General features: G+C 73.0%; 14 protein-coding genes. 11 read left to right on the forward strand and 3 right to left on the reverse strand.

Annotated features, from left to right (window positions below; translation table 11 throughout):
* Positions 1-25: 25 nt before the first annotated feature.
* On the reverse strand, positions 26-541 hold the full coding sequence (locus ACFQQL_RS04960; protein WP_382391847.1) for a hypothetical protein: 516 nt from the start codon (positions 539-541) through the stop codon (positions 26-28).
* Positions 542-731: 190 nt separating this feature from the next.
* Here ACFQQL_RS04960 and ACFQQL_RS04965 point away from each other — a divergent pair, with 190 nt between their 5' ends.
* Genes ACFQQL_RS04965 through ispF form a run of 3 tightly spaced genes read left to right on the forward strand, consistent with a single transcriptional unit; the run spans position 732 to position 2,446 of the window.
* Positions 732-1,214 (forward strand): CarD family transcriptional regulator, encoded by a 483-nt coding sequence (locus tag ACFQQL_RS04965; protein ID WP_382391849.1) that lies wholly within the window; start codon positions 732-734, stop codon positions 1,212-1,214.
* A gap of 21 nt (positions 1,215-1,235) precedes the next feature.
* The gene (gene ispD / locus ACFQQL_RS04970) at positions 1,236-1,961 is read left to right on the forward strand and encodes a 2-C-methyl-D-erythritol 4-phosphate cytidylyltransferase (protein WP_382391851.1); all 726 of its coding nucleotides are present in this window, start codon (positions 1,236-1,238) and stop codon (positions 1,959-1,961) included.
* 5 nt (positions 1,962-1,966) lie between these two features.
* On the forward strand, positions 1,967-2,446 hold the full coding sequence (gene ispF, locus ACFQQL_RS04975) for a 2-C-methyl-D-erythritol 2,4-cyclodiphosphate synthase (protein WP_382391853.1): 480 nt from the start codon (positions 1,967-1,969) through the stop codon (positions 2,444-2,446).
* Between the two features lie 36 nt (positions 2,447-2,482).
* Here ispF and ACFQQL_RS04980 read toward each other — a convergent pair whose 3' ends face one another.
* Complete coding sequence (locus ACFQQL_RS04980; RefSeq protein ID WP_382391855.1) at positions 2,483-3,802, reverse strand: MFS transporter; 1,320 nt, start codon at positions 3,800-3,802, stop codon at positions 2,483-2,485.
* Between the two features lie 73 nt (positions 3,803-3,875).
* Between ACFQQL_RS04980 and cysS the strand changes: the two genes are divergently transcribed.
* From cysS to ACFQQL_RS05020, 8 genes are all read left to right on the forward strand, one after another.
* Entirely contained in the window at positions 3,876-5,303 is a 1,428-nt protein-coding gene (gene cysS, locus ACFQQL_RS04985) for a cysteine--tRNA ligase (protein WP_382391857.1), read from the forward strand.
* Positions 5,303-6,289 carry a 23S rRNA (guanosine(2251)-2'-O)-methyltransferase RlmB gene (gene rlmB / locus ACFQQL_RS04990; RefSeq protein ID WP_382391859.1) on the forward strand — a complete coding sequence of 329 codons (987 nt, stop codon included), beginning with the start codon at positions 5,303-5,305 and terminating at the stop codon, positions 6,287-6,289. Before cysS ends, rlmB begins: the two co-directional genes overlap by 1 nt.
* Positions 6,290-6,544: 255 nt before the next feature.
* Entirely contained in the window at positions 6,545-7,213 is a 669-nt protein-coding gene (locus tag ACFQQL_RS04995; protein WP_382391861.1) for a winged helix-turn-helix domain-containing protein, read from the forward strand.
* A gap of 315 nt (positions 7,214-7,528) precedes the next feature.
* Positions 7,529-9,154, forward strand: coding sequence for a DUF1800 family protein (locus ACFQQL_RS05000; RefSeq protein WP_382391863.1), 1,626 nt, complete (start codon positions 7,529-7,531; stop codon positions 9,152-9,154).
* Between the two features lie 13 nt (positions 9,155-9,167).
* A complete protein-coding gene (locus tag ACFQQL_RS05005; protein WP_382391865.1) occupies positions 9,168-10,625 on the forward strand; it encodes a DUF1501 domain-containing protein in 1,458 nt (485 codons plus the stop codon).
* 99 nt (positions 10,626-10,724) lie between these two features.
* On the forward strand, positions 10,725-11,777 hold the full coding sequence (locus ACFQQL_RS05010; RefSeq protein ID WP_382391867.1) for a glycosyltransferase family 2 protein: 1,053 nt from the start codon (positions 10,725-10,727) through the stop codon (positions 11,775-11,777).
* Complete coding sequence (locus ACFQQL_RS05015; protein WP_382391869.1) at positions 11,765-13,327, forward strand: hypothetical protein; 1,563 nt, start codon at positions 11,765-11,767, stop codon at positions 13,325-13,327. Before ACFQQL_RS05010 ends, ACFQQL_RS05015 begins: the two co-directional genes overlap by 13 nt.
* The gene (locus ACFQQL_RS05020) at positions 13,320-14,207 is read left to right on the forward strand and encodes an NAD-dependent epimerase/dehydratase family protein (protein ID WP_382391871.1); all 888 of its coding nucleotides are present in this window, start codon (positions 13,320-13,322) and stop codon (positions 14,205-14,207) included. Before ACFQQL_RS05015 ends, ACFQQL_RS05020 begins: the two co-directional genes overlap by 8 nt.
* Positions 14,208-14,234: 27 nt before the next feature.
* On the opposite strand, the gene ACFQQL_RS05025 is transcribed toward ACFQQL_RS05020, so the two are convergent.
* Positions 14,235-15,374: an Ig-like domain-containing protein gene (locus tag ACFQQL_RS05025; RefSeq protein WP_382391873.1), complete on the reverse strand. Its 1,140-nt coding sequence runs from the start codon at positions 15,372-15,374 to the stop codon at positions 14,235-14,237.
* Positions 15,375-15,661 lie beyond the last annotated feature (287 nt).

Consider the following 15,661-nt stretch of genomic DNA (forward strand, 5'->3'; position numbering starts at 1 on the left):
CCGGCACCCCCGCAGTCGGGGAGACTCAGTCGCGGCTGGACGGCGTCCAGGTCTCGCCCGACTGTGCGGACTCGAGGAAGTCGTCGTACGGCGGGATGGTGCCGTCGAGCACGGGGACGCGCGTCGTCGTCTCCCCGTCCTGGGACGTCGCGACGACGGACGGCAGGACAGCACCAGGCGGCACCTCGACCTGGTCGACGGTGATGCCCGCCTCGGTGAAGTTGACGGTGGCCTCCGGCTCGACCGTGACCGGGATCGGCGCACCCGACTCCCCGAACGTGAAGGAGACCTCGACCGCCTCCGTCCCGCGGTTCACCACGGCCCCGAGCAGGTGACCGGTCTCCCCGTCGGCCTCCGTGAGGACCATGAGGTTCTCCACCACGAGGTCGCTCCGGATCGGCACGCGCACGCCGTCGCTCGGGGCGTACGGCTCGGCGGTGGTGATGGGGTTCATCGTCGCGCAGCCGCCGGCGGCTGCGGCGACGGCGATGCCGGTCGCGGCGAGAGAGACCAGACGTGTGCGGCGGGTGGTGCGGGCCACGGAACTACTCCTTCTCGGGGTGTCGGGACAGCGCTGCGGCCCTCCCAGGAGGAGGTTACCCGAGTCGGCCGTTTCCTCGGCACAGTCGACGCCTCCTCGTCGCCGACCTGGGCGGATGCCCGGGAGCCGCGGAATCACGCCACTTTGGCGTGGTAGACTGGAGGCCTTCACGACCGAGGAGAACAACACAATGACCTTCGCTGTCGGCGAGACCGTCGTCTACCCCCACCACGGGGCCGCGCTGATCGAGGACATCTCCACCAGAGTCATCCGCGGCGAGGAGAAGACCTACCTCCACCTCCGAGTCGCCCAGGGCGACCTCACGATCCAGGTTCCCGCCGAGAACGTCGATCTCGTCGGTGTCCGCGACGTCGTCGGCAAGGACGGGCTCGAGAAGGTCTTCGAGGTCCTGCGCGCGCCGTACACCGAGGAGCCGACGAACTGGTCCCGCCGGTACAAGGCCAACGTCGAGAAGATCGCCTCCGGCGACGTCATCAAGGTCGCCGAGGTCGTGCGTGACCTCTCCCGTCGTGACACCGACCGCGGCCTGTCCGCCGGTGAGAAGCGGATGCTCGCCAAGGCCCGCCAGATCCTCGTCTCGGAGCTCGCGCTCGCGGAGAAGACCGAGGAGGACAAGGCCGAGGCGATCCTGGACGACGTCCTCGCGTCCTGACCTGACTGCCGTCCGCGACTGATGGCCTCGGTCGCCGTCCTCACCTCGGCCGGCTCGGGCACCCGACTGGGCCGGAACATGCCGAAGGGGCTCGTCGAGCTCGACGGCGTGAGCCTGGTCGTCCGCGCCGCCCGCGGCCTCGCCGACGCCGGATGCCTGAGCGGGCTCGTCGTCACCGTCCCGGTGGCCGAGGTCACCACGTTCGCGGCGTGCTTCCCGGGCGATGTGGTGCCCGGCACCAGGCTCCCGGTCCGGGTGGTGCCCGGCGGTGACACCCGGCAGGCCTCGGTAGCCGCCGGTCTCGCCGCCCTGGACGACGACGTCGACGTCGTGCTCGTGCACGACGCCGCCCGGTGCCTCACCCCGCCCACCCTCGTCCACGCCGTCGAGGCGGCCGTCCGCTCGGGGCGTGGCGCCGTCGTACCGGCGTTGCCGGTCACCGACACGGTCAAGCGGGTCGGCCCAGTCCAGCCCGACGGCGCCGCCCCGGTCGCCGCCACCGTGGACCGTGCCGACCTCCGTGCCGTCCAGACGCCACAGGGCTTCGACCGCGCCCTGCTCGTGCGTGCGCACGCGAGTGGCGCTCACCTCGCCGCGGAAGAGGAGTCCGCCGTCTCCGACGACGCCGGACTGGTCGAGGCTCTCGGCGAGCCGGTGTGGGTGGTGCCCGGCGACGAACGCGCCCTGAAGATCACCACCCCTCGCGACCTCGCGCTGGCCGAGCTCCTCCTCCGCGAGACACCATGAACGTCATGGACCTGCGCACCGGCATCGGCACGGACGTGCATGCCTTCGCCCCGGAGGGCTCCGGAAGGCCGATGCGCCTGGCGTGCCTGGACTGGCCGGGCGAGACCGGACTCGCGGGGCACAGCGACGCCGACGTCGCAGCGCACGCCGCATGCGACGCGATCCTCTCCGCCGCCGGCCTCGGCGACCTCGGCACCCAGTTCGGCACGGACGATCCTGCCTGGGCCGGCGCGTCGGGCGCGGCGCTGCTGGGCGAGTCGGCCCGTCGGGTACGCGGGGCCGGCTGGGAGATCGGCAACGTCGCCGTCCAGGTGATCGGCAACCGGCCCCGGGTCGGTTCGCGTCGCGCCGAGGCCGAGCAGGCGATGGGGGCGGCGCTCGGTGCGCCCGTCTCGCTCTCCGCCACGACGACCGACGGGCTGGGGCTCACCGGCCGCGGCGAGGGCGTCGCCGCCATCGCGACCGCTCTCCTCACCCGCCCCTGACCCCCGCCGAGTCGTCACAGGGTTGACGAGTCGCGGTCAGAGGCGGGGGGTCTTGAGCGGGAGGAAGGCCGCCAGCCCGAGGGCGAGGGTCACCACGATGCCGAGCATGCCGAGCCGGGCGCCGCCCATGGCGGTGAAGACGCCGATGAGGAACGGGGAGAGGAAGCTCACCGCGCGGCCGGCCGTCGCGTACAGGCCGAACGTCTCGTTCACGTCCTTCGGCGGCACGATGCGCGTGAGCAACGTCCGGGACGCGGACTGGACCGCACCCACGAGGGAGGCGATCGCCAGGCCGCAGACCCAGAAGACGGCGGTGGCGTCGAACGCGATGATGACCAGGCCGAAGACGATCATCGCGACGAGCGTGCCGATGATGATCGGACGGGGCCCGATGCGGTCGTCCACCCGGCCGAACACCCACGTCCCGGCGGCCGCGACCACATTGGCCGCGATGCCGAAGATCGCCACCTGGACCGTGTCCATCCCGTACGAGCTCGCCGCGATCACACCCGCGAAGGAGAAGATCGCTCCCAGCCCGTCCCGGTAGACGGCCGACGCGACCAGGAAATGCAGGATGCGACGCTCCTCGTGCCACATGCGCACCACCCTGCGGACGATCTCGCGGTAGGTGCGCACCACCCCGAACGGCTCACGGTCGAGCTCCCGTTCGGGCACGTCGGCGGGCCCCCAGATCATCAGCGGCACCGAGAAGACGGCGAACCAGCCCGCGCACAGCAGCGCCACGGCGCGGGCGTTCTGCGCCTCCTGCGTGGGCAGTCCCAGCATGCCGCCGTCGAGGATCATCCCGAACAGCGCGATGACGAGGGCGACGACGCCGCCGACGTACCCCAGCGCCCACGCCGTCCCGGAGATCCGGCCGACCGTCGACGGCGTCGCGATGACGTGCAGCATGCCGTTGTAGAACACCGTCGCGATCTCGGCGATGACGGACGCCAGCGCGATGAGGGTGACGCCGAGCAGCAGGTAGCCGTGCTCGGGACGGACGAACCACATCGCCGCCATCGTGAGGACGACCAGCAGCGTCGAGACGGTCAGCAGCAGGCGCCGGTTGCGCACCCGGTCCGCCCAGGCGCCCATCAGGGGCGCGAGGAGCGCCACGAGGATCCCGGCGATCGTCTGGGAGTTGGCGTACACCTGCTGACCCTGCTCGGGGTCGGCCGCGACGGTGCCGGTGACGTACACCGAGAAGACGAAGGACAGGATGACCGTGTTGAACGCGTTGGACCCGAAGTCCCACAGGCTCCACGCGGCGACCACGCGGCGTGGGGCGGGCGACTCCGGGAGATCCGGTGCGGGAGCGGCGGGCGCGCGGCCCGGATCCGAGGGGTTCGTCACGGGCGAACCGTAGCGGCCCCGGGTGCCCGGACGGTGACGAAACCGCGCCGTGGTGCGCAGGTAGCCTGGCGTGGTGAGCCTCAGCCTTTACGACTCCGCCACCCGGTCGGTGCGCCCGTTCGAGCCGCTCGAGCCCGGCAAGGTCGGCATCTACCTGTGCGGCCCGACGCCGCAGGGCTCACCGCACGTGGGGCACGTCCGCGCCGCGATCGCCTTCGACGTGCTCGTGCGGTGGCTGCGTCGTCGGGGCCTGGACGTCACGCTGGTCCGCAACGTCACCGACATCGACGACAAGATCCTGACCAAGTCCGCCGAGGCGGACGCCCCGTGGTGGGCGTGGGCGTACCGGTTCGAGCGTGAGTTCGCCGCGGCGTACGACGCCCTCGGGGTCGAGTCGCCCACGTACGAGCCGCGCGCCACCGGTCACGTGCCGGAGATGGTCTCCCTGGTCGAGACCCTGCTCAAGCGCGGTCACGCCTACACCGGTGACGAGGGCAACGTCTGGTTCGACGTCCGCTCGCTGGCGGAGTACGGCTCCCTCACCCGTCAGACCCTCGAGAACATGGTCGCCGAGGAGGAGCCGGCCGCCTCCGACAAGCGCGACCCCCACGACTTCGCGCTGTGGAAGGCCGCCAAGCCCGACGAGCCGGCGACCGCCTCCTGGACCACCCCGTTCGGGCGCGGCCGGCCCGGCTGGCACCTGGAGTGCTCGGCGATGGCCCGCCGCTACCTCGGCGAGACCTTCGACATCCATGGTGGCGGCATCGACCTGCGGTTCCCGCACCACGAGAACGAGCAGGCGCAGTCCCACGCCGCTGGCTACGGCTTCGCCCGGTTCTGGCTGCACAACGCCTGGGTGACCACCGGCGGGGAGAAGATGAGCAAGTCGCTCGGCAACTCCCTCGTGGTCGGCGTCGTCCTCCGGCACGTCCCGGCAGCGGTCCTGCGGTACGCCCTCGGCACCGTGCACTACCGCTCCACGGTCGAGTTCTCCGACGTCACGACGGCGGAGGCCGCCACCTCGTGGGACCGGTTCACCGGCTTCGTCAGCCGCGCCGCCGACCTGGTCGGGGAGGTACCGGCCGAGGAGGTCGCCGGACTCGGCGCGGACGACCTGCCCACCGGGTTCGCCGCCGCGATGGACGACGACCTCAACGTCTCCGCCGCCCTCGCGGTCATCCATGAGCACCTGCGCGCCGGCAACACGGCACTCGCCCAGGGAGATGCCGCGGCGGTACGGACCGCGCAGAGAGACGTCCGGGCCATGCTCGACGTCCTGGGCCTGGACCCGCTCGCCGAGCCGTGGCGCGGCTCCGGCGGCGGCTCGGCGGAACGGGCCGCGCTCGACGCGCTGGTCACGGCTGTGCTCGCCGAGCGTGACGAGGCACGCGCCGCCAGGGACTGGGCGCGGGCCGACGCGCTGAGGGACCGGCTCGCCGCGGCCGGCGTCGTGGTCGAGGACTCCCCGGACGGGGCCCGCTGGCACCTTGGAGGTCGATGATGGCCGGCAACTCCCGCCGCCGCGGCTCGATCCGCAAGCCGGGAAGCAAGAAGGGCCAGACGGTCGGGTCCGGCGGTCAGGGTCGCAAGGCCCTGCGCGGGCGAGGCCCGACCCCGAAGGCGGAGGACCGTCCGTACCACCCGGCGGCGAAGCGCAAGGCCGCGGCCGAGCGGCGCGAGTCGCGGCAGCGCACGGAGAACGCGGGCGCACAGCGTGCCGGCAAGGTGCGCGCCGCCGTCGGGATCGACGCCGAGAGCGAGCTGATCGCGGGCCGCAACCCCGTCACCGAGGCGGTCCGTGCGGGCGTGCCGCTGCGGCGGGTGCTGCTCTCCGCGGGCAAGGCCACCGACGAGCGCGTCGCCGAGGTGGTGCGCACCGCCACGGCACTGGGCGCTCCGCTGGTCGAGATCTCTCGGACCGACCTGGATCACCTCACCGACGGCGCCGTGCACCAGGGCGTCGCGATCGAGGTCCCCCCGTACGAGTACCGCGACGTCGCCGACCTGCTCGCCGCGGCGGACAGGTCGGACCGTCCCGCCCTCGTCGTCGCCCTCGACGGCGTGACGGACCCGCACAACCTCGGTGCCGTGCTGCGCAGCGCCGGTGCCTTCGGCGCCGACGGCCTGCTGATCCCCGAGCGTCGCTCGGCCGCGGTGACCGCGACGGCGTGGAAGGTCTCGGCGGGGGCCGCGGCGCGCGTGCCCGTGGCCCGGGCGACCAACCTGGTCCGGGCCCTGGAGCAGCTCAAGGACGCCGGCTGCTTCGTCGTCGGGCTCGACGGCGAGGGGCCGGTCGGGGTCGGCGAGCTCGAGCTCGCCACCGAGCCACTGGTGCTGGTCACCGGCTCGGAGGGCAAGGGCCTGTCCCGCCTGGTCCGCCAGACCTGCGACGTCGTCGCGTCCATCCCGATCGCGCAGGCGGTGGAGTCGCTCAACGCCGCCGTGGCCACCGGCATCGCGCTGTACGAGATCGCTCGCCGCCGCTGACGAACGTCTATGCGGAGGTCGGGCGAACAGACCCGTCTCCAGCGGAGGACGAGGAAGCGCGGCATCGGACATTGCCGCCGTGCGACCTGACCCGGTCGGGTCCCTCCGGCAGGCCCGGAGATCTCACCCCCTGGGACCAACCTCAGGAAATCCTCAAGATCTGAAGTTGCTCAACCACCACCCCGTCGACGTGCGGGAAACGGCTCCGGTTGGTGTGCTCAGCGCGCGGCGATTGGGGGGCACGCGGTGCAGGTCATGGTGGTCGGGGGCGACGAGCAGCTCGGCGTCGCGCTCTCGCACGCCCTGCAACGGCGTGGGCTGAACGTCCTCCGGGCACGCAGCGGAGCCGCCGCGCTCCAGCAGCTGCGCCCCGGCACCGACCTGGTGCTCCTCGACATCGCGCTGCCCGACATGGACGCCCTCACCGTCTGCCGCCGGGTGCGCCGGGCCGCGGACGCCGCGATCATCATGACGGCCGGCAGCTCCGGGGTATCCGCCCGAATCCGCGGCCTGGAGGCGGGCGCCGACGACTTCGTCACGAGACCCTTCGACGTGCGCGAGATGGTCGCCCGGATCGAGGCGGTGCTCCGCCGCCGGCAGGCGGGTCGGGTTCCGGACGAGCCGAAGGACCGTGTCGAGGTCCGCGGCATCGCCATCGACGTCGCCGCCCACAAGGTCAGGCTGACCAACGGTCGGCTGGCTCGCCTGACCCGCATGGAGTTCGAGCTCCTGGCCGCCCTGGCGCGGCGCGACGGCGCCGTGGTCACCCGGGAGAGCCTGCTGCACGAGGTCTGGGGCTCCGGCTGGAAGGGCCTGGAACGCTCGCTCGAGGTGCACGTGAGCTCGATCCGCCGCAAGCTCGGCGTCCCTGGTGTGGTGGAGACCGTCCGCGGGGTCGGCTACCGGCTCGGCACCGAGGGCTAGCCGCACGGGCCTGCTCCTGTGCCGGCCGAGCGGTCCCTGGGAGTACGGCCCGGCCGGCACAGGGCGTCTGCAGGCCCGCCGACCCCCGCCGCATCGCCGGCGTGCGCGCGGCAGGTGTTCCCGACTATGCCGATGGGCCGCGCGCGACCGCGTGCCAGTTGAGACACGTCAGAGGTCTCCGGCGGCGGGCCCCACGAAGCCTCGCCCGTGACGTTGACAACCTCGTGCGCCGCCCGGTTCCGTCTGCGCCGGGTCCGGGGGGCGGTGGCCGTGTGGGCTGCCGCGCCCTTTCGTCCCGGACGGCGAGGAGCAGACATGCCGAGCAGTGACAGCGAGCCGGGCGGTGTCGACACCGCGCCCGCCCCGCCCACCGCGCCCGCGCCGGACGCCGAGCCCGGCCAGACCGACTCGGGTGCGACGGCAGAGCCGCTGGCCGACGACACCGTGGACGAACCGGCGCCGGCCGGCTCCGACCTCTCGACGTCCGGGACGACGTCCTCACTCCCGCTCGCCACCACCGCCGCCTGGCACCTGGCCCGCCGCGCCGCGCACGCCCCCACCGCCGAGATCGCCGCCAGGATCGCGGCGATGGGCACGCATGCGTGGATCGACCGGCAGCTGGAGCCGGAGGGCATCGGCGACTCCCGCCTCGAGGACTACGTCAGCCGGTACTTCCCGTGGTCGCGACTGCCCGCTGCCCAGCTGGAGAACGCCACCGGAGGCCGTCCGTTCCTCGCCGAGTACCAGGTCCGCATCGCCCTTCTGGCGCGTGCCCGGTTCACCGAGCGGGTCCTGCTCGAGACCGTCGTCGAGACTCTCTCCGACCACATCTACGTCCCCCTCGCCGGGAAGGGCGCGCCGTTCTCGCCGGACTGGGACCAGACGCTGCGCCGGCACGCGCTCGGCCCCTTCAACGAGCTGCTGCACGCGGCCCTCCGGCACCCCGCCGTGCTGCGGTCCTTCGACAACCAGCACAGCACGAAGGACTCGCCGAACGAGAACCTGGGCCGTGAGCTGCTCGAGCTGATGACGGTCGGGTCGGGCCACTACACCGAGGAGGACGTGCGGCAGTCCGCGCTCCTGCTCACCGGCCACACCATCGACTGGGACACGCTGGAGTACGCGTTCGTGCCGGAGCGGCACCACGTCGGCGCTCTGCAGATCATGGGCTTCGCCCACCCGAACGCCTCCGCGGAGGCAGGGCCCACCGTCCTGGCCGAGTACGTCGACCACCTCGCCCACCACGAGGCCACCGCCCTCAGGCTCGCCCGTCGGTTCGCCGTCCGGTACATCAGCGACGCACCCTCCGCGGCGGTGGTCGAGGACCTCGCCGCCGCCTACCTCGACGGCGACACCTCCATCGCGAGCCTCGTCCGGGCGACGCTCACCCACGAGGAGTTCCGCACCTCGGCGGGCCGGAAGTGGAAGCGGCCGCTCGAGTACGTGATGACGATCGCGCGGGCGGCCCGTCCGGCCGAGTTCGTTCCCGACGGCCGGGTCGGGGCCAACCGCGAGTTCGACACCGGCGCCTACGGCTGGCTGGTCGGCCTCGGCCAGCACCTGCCGCGCGGGTGGCCGGGCGTGGACGGGTATCCCGACACCGCGCCGTACTGGCGGTCCCCGAACCGGACGCTCGCCATGTGGAACGGCACGGTGCATGCGGTCAAGGGGGACGCGTCCGAGTCCGGCGTCACCGACTGGGCGCAGGTCCTCGAGATCGGGCTGGGCGACAACGTGCTTCGGACGGCCGAGCGCATCACGCAGCACCTGACGGGATTCACCTGGCCACGCGCCCACCTGGAGGATGTCGCCGCCATGCTCGGCAACGGTGGCGAGCGGGCGGTCGGCCCGTCGGACGTGATCACCGAGCACTCCGTCACCTGGCACATCAAGGACGCCCTCCAGCTCGTGTTCGCGAGCCCCTACGGATTCCTGCGATAGAGCGGAGTGCGACATGACCCAGACCCGGCGGAAGACGCGGTTCACGCGCGGAGCGGCACTGCTCCGGGAAGACGTCGTCACGCCCCTGCACCATCACGACGACGCCCGGGACACCCTCGTCGTGGACGTCGACGGCGAGCGCCGTGCGATGAGCCCGTGCGAGGCGGACGGCTTCGTCACGGACAACTTCTCCCTGCCCGAGCTCACCGACGTCGAGCACGTCGACGGCGGCCCACGCCACATCTCCCGCCGCCACGTCCTCGCCGGGGCCGCCGCCGGGATCGGTGGCCTGCTCGCCGGTTCGCTCATGCCGCGCTACTCCTTCGCCGCGACCGGCGACGGCACCACCGCACGCGACCTCCTCGTGTGCGTCTTCATGCGGGGCGGGTTCGACGGGCTGTCCGCCGTCGCGCCGGTGGGCGACTCCGCGTACTACGCCGCGCGGCCCACGATCGCCGTCCGTCCGGAGCAGACCATCGCCCTGGACGACACCTGGGGACTGAACGCGAACATGGCGGCGCTGCGGCCGCTGTGGGACGCCGGCGACTTCGCCGTCGTCCAGGGCTCCGGCTCCCCGGAGATCAGCCGGTCCCACTTCGACGACCAGGCGGCCGTCGAGCGGGCGGCGCCCGCCAACGTGCGGTCCGGCTGGCTGGGCCGCCACCTGCAGACCTCGTCCGCGCAGACCGGGACGCTCCGTGGCGTGACCGTGGGGAGCGCCTCGGTGCTCTCCCTGGCGACCACCGCCATGGACACCCTGGCGATGTCCAGCCTCGACTCGTTCGACCTGCGCACCCACACGCCGGCTGCGCGGGGCCGGGTCAGGGCCGTGCTCGACGAGATGTACGGGGCCGCCGGTGGGGCCGTCGCGGAGCAGGCGGACACCACGTTCGAGGCGATCGACCACGTCCGCAGCGTCCGTGAGATGGGCGTCTCGACGGCGCCGGGCGTCACCTACCCGGACTCGGCCTGGGGTCGCGGGCTGGCCGAGGTCGCCAAGGTGGCGAAGGCCGGCGTCGGCGTCGAGGTCGCGTGCCTGGACATCGACGACTGGGACATGCACGCCCGGCTCGGGCAGGCCGTCAACTCCGGCGACTGGTTCTCCAGCCGGTCCCGCGACCTTGCCCAGGGGCTGGCGTCGTTCCGCGAGGACCTGGGCGAGCGGTGGGCCACCACGACGGTCGTCACGATGAGCGAGTTCGGGCGGCGGGTGGCGGAGAACGGCTCCGGCGGCCTGGACCACGGCCAGGGCAACACGATGTTCGTGCTCGGTGGCGGGATCAACGGGGGCCGGGTCTACGGGTCCGTCCCGTCGCTGCGCGCCTCCAACCTCGTGCTGGGCGACGTGCCGGTCTCGGTCGACTACCGGCAGGCGCTCGCGGAGATCGTCACCGCCCGCCTCGGCAACGGCGCCAACCTCGCCGAGATCTTCCCGGGCTTCACCCCCGGTGACCCGCTCGGCATCGCGTAGGACTGCCCGAGGCTCCGAAACCCGCCCGAGGCTCTGAAGAACGTCAAGTCCGGCCCGTGGGCTGGCGGCTCGCCGTGGCACACCTAGGCTGCCGATGACATGGCACCTCACCACAGCGACCTGACGGTCGACGTCGTCATCTGCTGCTACACCCTCGACCGCTGGGAGCTCCTGGTGGCGGCGGTGCGGTCGGTGCGTGCCCAGACCCGCCGCCCGGGCCGGCTGGTCATCAGCGTCGACCACAACCGCGCGCTCTTCGAGCGGTGCGCCGCCGAGTGGGGCGCGGAACCGGTAGCCACTGACGGCCCGGTTCCCGTCGTCGTCGAGAACCGGTATCCGGGCCGGCTCGGGTCCGCCCGGAACACGGGTATCGAGCACTGCACCGCGGACGTCGTCGCGTTCCTGGACGACGACGCCGCGGCCGAGCCGGACTGGCTCGAGACCCTGCTCGCGGTCTATGCGGACCGACGCATCTACGCCGTCGGCGGCGCGCCGCGGCCGCGTTACGAGGCGCCCCGGCCGGCCTGGCTGCCCGAGTCCTTCAACTGGGTCTTCGGCTGCCACTACGAGGGACTGCCGGAGACCCTGGCCCCAGTCCGCCATCTCATCGGGGCGAACATGAGCGTGCGGCGCGCGCCGTTCGTCGCGCTCGGCGGCTTCCACGCGGACGACCACGACGATCAGGACCTCTCGCACAACATCGCCCACACCTACGGGCCGGACGCCGTCATCTACGAGCCGAAGGCGCGGGTCAACCACTTCGTCAGCGCGAACCGGTTGACCTGGCAGTACTTCTCCCGGCGCTGCTTCGTCGTCAACCGCAGCAAGGTGGCCTCGGTGGCCGACATGGGCGAGGCGGGCAACATCGGCGCCGAGCTGCGCTTCGCGCTCGGCGTGGCGCGGTCCCTGCCGCGTGCCCTGCGTGCCGCCGCACGCCGGGACGTCCGGCCCCTGCAGCACTTCGCGGTGGCGGTCACCGGCCTGGGCCTGGCCGGTGCCGGGCACCTGGTCGGAAAGGTGGAGCTCGCGCTGGGCCGGCGCAGGCCGCAGCTCAGCACCGGGCTCGAGAGACCGTCCGCCGCCGCGCCCGACGAGGTGACCGCGCGGCCCGCCCCGGCCCGTGGCGTGGAGGAGCCGGCGTGGAGAACCTGATCGTCGGCTCCGGCCCGTCCGCCGCGGGCGCCGCGCTGGCGCTGTGCGCCGATGAGTCCCAGTCCGTCACCGTCGTCGACATCGGTGAACGACTCGAGGACGACGCCCGCTCCGCCGTCGCGCGGCTGGCGGGCCAGGACGCCGCCGGATGGTCGGCGCGGGACGTCGAGACGATCTCCGAGCAGCCGGTGCGCGTCGGTGCCGGGCGGATCCCGCAGAAGCGTGCGTACGGCTCGGACTTCGCCTTCCGGGACCGCGGCCAGCAGGACGGCGTCCTGCTGCCGACGGGTGGCAACACGGCACCGGTGTCCGGGGCGCTCGGCGGGTTCTCCAACGTCTGGGGTGCCCAGGCGATGCCGTTCTCGCGGAGCACGTTCGACAGCTGGCCGGTGTCCTGGACGGACATCGAGCCGCACTACCGGGCGGTGCTCGCCGAGGTGCCGCTGGCGGCCGAGGAGGACGACTACGCCGAGGAGTTCCCGCTGCTGGGGCCCAGCGGGCCGCTGCCGCCCGTCTCCGCGCGGACCGGACGCGTCCTGGACCGGTACGCCCGGCACCGGGAGGCGATCCGGCGCGCGGGCGTCGTCGTCGGCAAGGCACGGATCGCGCTGGCGTCCGCGCCGTGCGTCCGGTGCGGACTGTGCATGACGGGATGTCCGTACGGGTTGATCTACTCGGCCAGCCACACCTTCGAGCGGCTGATCCGCGCCGGCCGGATCCGGTACCTCTCGGACATGCTCGTCACCCGCGTGCGGGGCGGTGACCGGCCCGCGGTGACCGGCGTCGAGCTCGCCACCGGATCCCCGTTCAGCCTCTCGGCGGACCGCGTGCTCGTCGGCGCCGGCGCGATCGGGACCAGCCGGATCGTGCTGTCGTCGATGGACAACCCTCCGGCCGCTGTTCCGCTCCAGGAGTCCATGCAGTTCCTGGTGCCGTTCGTCTCCGCGACCAGCACCGGCGACCCGCGCCGGAACCCCGGCGGCGACTTCACCCTCAACCAGTTCAACATGCTCGTCGAGTTCGACCACCGCGCCTACACGACCTCCCAGATCCACTGCTACCCGTACAACCCGGCCATCGCGGGTGCCCTGCCGGCGCCGCTCCGGGCGAAGGTGATGGACCGGGCGGCCGGTGAGCTGCTGGGCCGGCTCACCGCCGGCTTCGGATACCTGCCGTCCTGGGAGGCGCCGCAGCTCACCCTCCGGCTCGAGCGCGGCCGGGGCGACCGGTTGGCCGAGGTGTCCGTCCAGGTCAGGACCGCCGAGAAGCCCCTGCTGCGCAAGGTCCTCGCCCGGCTGGCCCAGGTGGCGCCCCGGCTGGACCTGTACCCGGTGCTCCCGATGGTCACCCCGTCCGGGCCGGCCAAGAGCTACCACTTCGGGTCGACCTTCCCGCACGGCCAGGGCTCCGACCTGCTCGGCCGCGTGGACGGCCTGCCAGGCGTCCACCTCATCGACGGCGCCGTGCTCCCGTCCGTCCCGTCGACCACGTTCACCCTCACCGTGATGGCGAACGCGCACCGGATCGCGAGCGAGGCGCTGCGTGCCTGACGCACGGGTGGTGGGCATCACCGGCGCCGGCGGTTACGTCGGCACCGTGCTGACGCGGCACTTCCGTCAGGCCGGGTGGCACGTGGTGGCGCTGCAGCGTTCCGCTCCCGCCGACCCGGCGGTCGAGCACCGCCCCTACGACCTCACCTCCGCGCCGGGCCCGGCGCTGTTCGAAGGGCTCGACGCGCTGGTGCACTGCGCGTACGACCTCCGGCTCATCGACGAGGCGGAGATCCGCCGGGTCAACCTGCTGGGCACGGAACGGCTCTTCGAGGCCGCACGGACGGCCGGGGTCGGCTCCCTCGTCCTGATCTCCTCGATGTCCGCGTACGAGGGGACCACGCAGATCTACGGCCGTACCAAGCTGGCGTGCGAGCATCTCACCACCCAGCTCGGGGGCACCTCGCTGCGCCTCGGCCTCGTCTACGGCGACGGCGGCGGCGGCATGGCGGGCGCCCTGACCACACTCGCCACCCTCCCGGTGGCCCCGGTGCTGCGGCCGGAGCCCTACCAGTACACGGTGCACGAGGACGACATGGCGCGCTGCGTCCTCTCGGTGACGGCGCAGCGGCCCGTGACGACCCGGATGGCCGGCGTCGCCAACGGGCGCCGCGTCCCGTTCGACGAGGTGCTGCGCGGCCTGCGCAGGTCCGCGACCGGTTCGGCGAGCATGCGCGTCGCCCCGGTGCCGGGCCGCCTGCTCGGCACGGCGCTGCGCCTCGCCGAGCGCAGCGGGCTGCGGCTGCCGTTCCGGGCCGACTCGCTCGACGGCCTCGTGCGGCCGGCGCCGGCCGTGCCGAACATCGACCTGTGGACGCAGCGGCGCATCACGCTGCGTGACTACGCCGACCACATGCTCGGGGCCGCACCCGAGGCCTGACCGGGACCTGACCGCACGCGCTGCCCGTCAGGCGGGCGCCTTGTGATAGGCGCTCACCTCTCGCGCGTGCGCGGTCACCGGCGTCGCGGACGCCGAGCCCTCGGGGCGCTGGTAGACGAGGTCGTCGACGTCGGAGGTGACGATCTCGGCGCCGTCGACGGTCGTCGTCGCGGCCGCCGTGTAGCCGTCCTTGAACCCGACCGTGTCGTCCCGCCCGTGCACCGGCTCACCACTCGCGTTCGTGCGGTGCCGCACCGGGAAGTCCAGCCGGAGCTGGAGTCCGTCGAGCACACCCCTCGGCGCGGTGACCACGAAGGTGGGTACGCGACCGGCGCACGTCGCAGACACCTCGACCTGGGCCGGGACCGCCCTCGAACCCCACTCGGCTCCCGTGCCGAGGCCTCGGGCCAGCAGACGCCCGCCGGGGAAGAGGAGCTCGCCGTCCTCGCAGAGCTCGAGGTCGTCGTCGAGCGTCACCTCGGTCACCGATTCCGTCCAGGCGCCGGCTCGGAGGTTGACGCCCCAGACGGCATGGGGGCCGTCCGGGTCGACGAGCGCCCCGTCGGGCCGCAGAGCGGTCGCCACCCCCTGGCCGCCCACCCACCAGGCGTAGGCGTTCTCGGGACGAACCGGCCCGCCGACATGTTGCTCGATCGTGACGGTCTGCCCCGGATAGACGTCGAGGACCATGACACCGTCGGTGAACATCAGCTCGGACTGGTCGAACCGGGTCGTGAAGTGTGCGGTGCCGCTGACATCGGTGTGGCGGTCGATGTACTCGGTGAACGTCGCGACGAGCGTCCCGTCCTCGACCACGACGTCCGCAGCGACGGACCCGTCCTCGGCGATGAGCTCGAACGGGACGATCGACGTGGCGTCGAGGACCGACGGCAGTGCGACGGCCATGCGATCACCGGCCGTCCAGGTGTCGGGCACCGACCAGGCGAGGTCGGTCCGGGCGGTCGCGTACTGCCCGTAGGTCACGTCATCGAGCCGCGCGCTCGTGACGGCGCCCGGACCGGACGTGACCCGGGCCGGTGACTGCGGTCCGACCGGCACGCGGCCGCCCGCCCGGTCGGCCGGTGCCGGGGACGCGCCGGCCGTCACGACCACCGCGGCCGTCATGCCGACGGCCGCCACATACGCAGCGACGTCTCGCAGGTTCATCTCTTCGCTCCAGTCCGGGCCCGGCCGCGCGGCGGTGCAGGGCGACCGAGGGTGACGACAGATGGCGGGCCGCGGGCCCGTCGAGGCATCCGACGGGACGACCGGTCACGAGCCGCCCACCTCGAGACTGTGAACGCGGAGGCCGCGAAAGCGCCCGCGGACCGAGCCGATTTGAGGCCGTTCAGAGGCTTCCGGACGCGAGCCTCAGGACTCGATCAAATGCCGGGATCTGGACCAGCTGTCACGGCCCGGCTCCCGCAAGATGCTGGGCAAGGCAACCGGACGTT

The sequence above is a fragment of the Georgenia alba genome (assembly GCF_042665525.1).
GTDB classification, from domain to species: domain Bacteria; phylum Actinomycetota; class Actinomycetes; order Actinomycetales; family Actinomycetaceae; genus Allobogoriella; species Allobogoriella alba.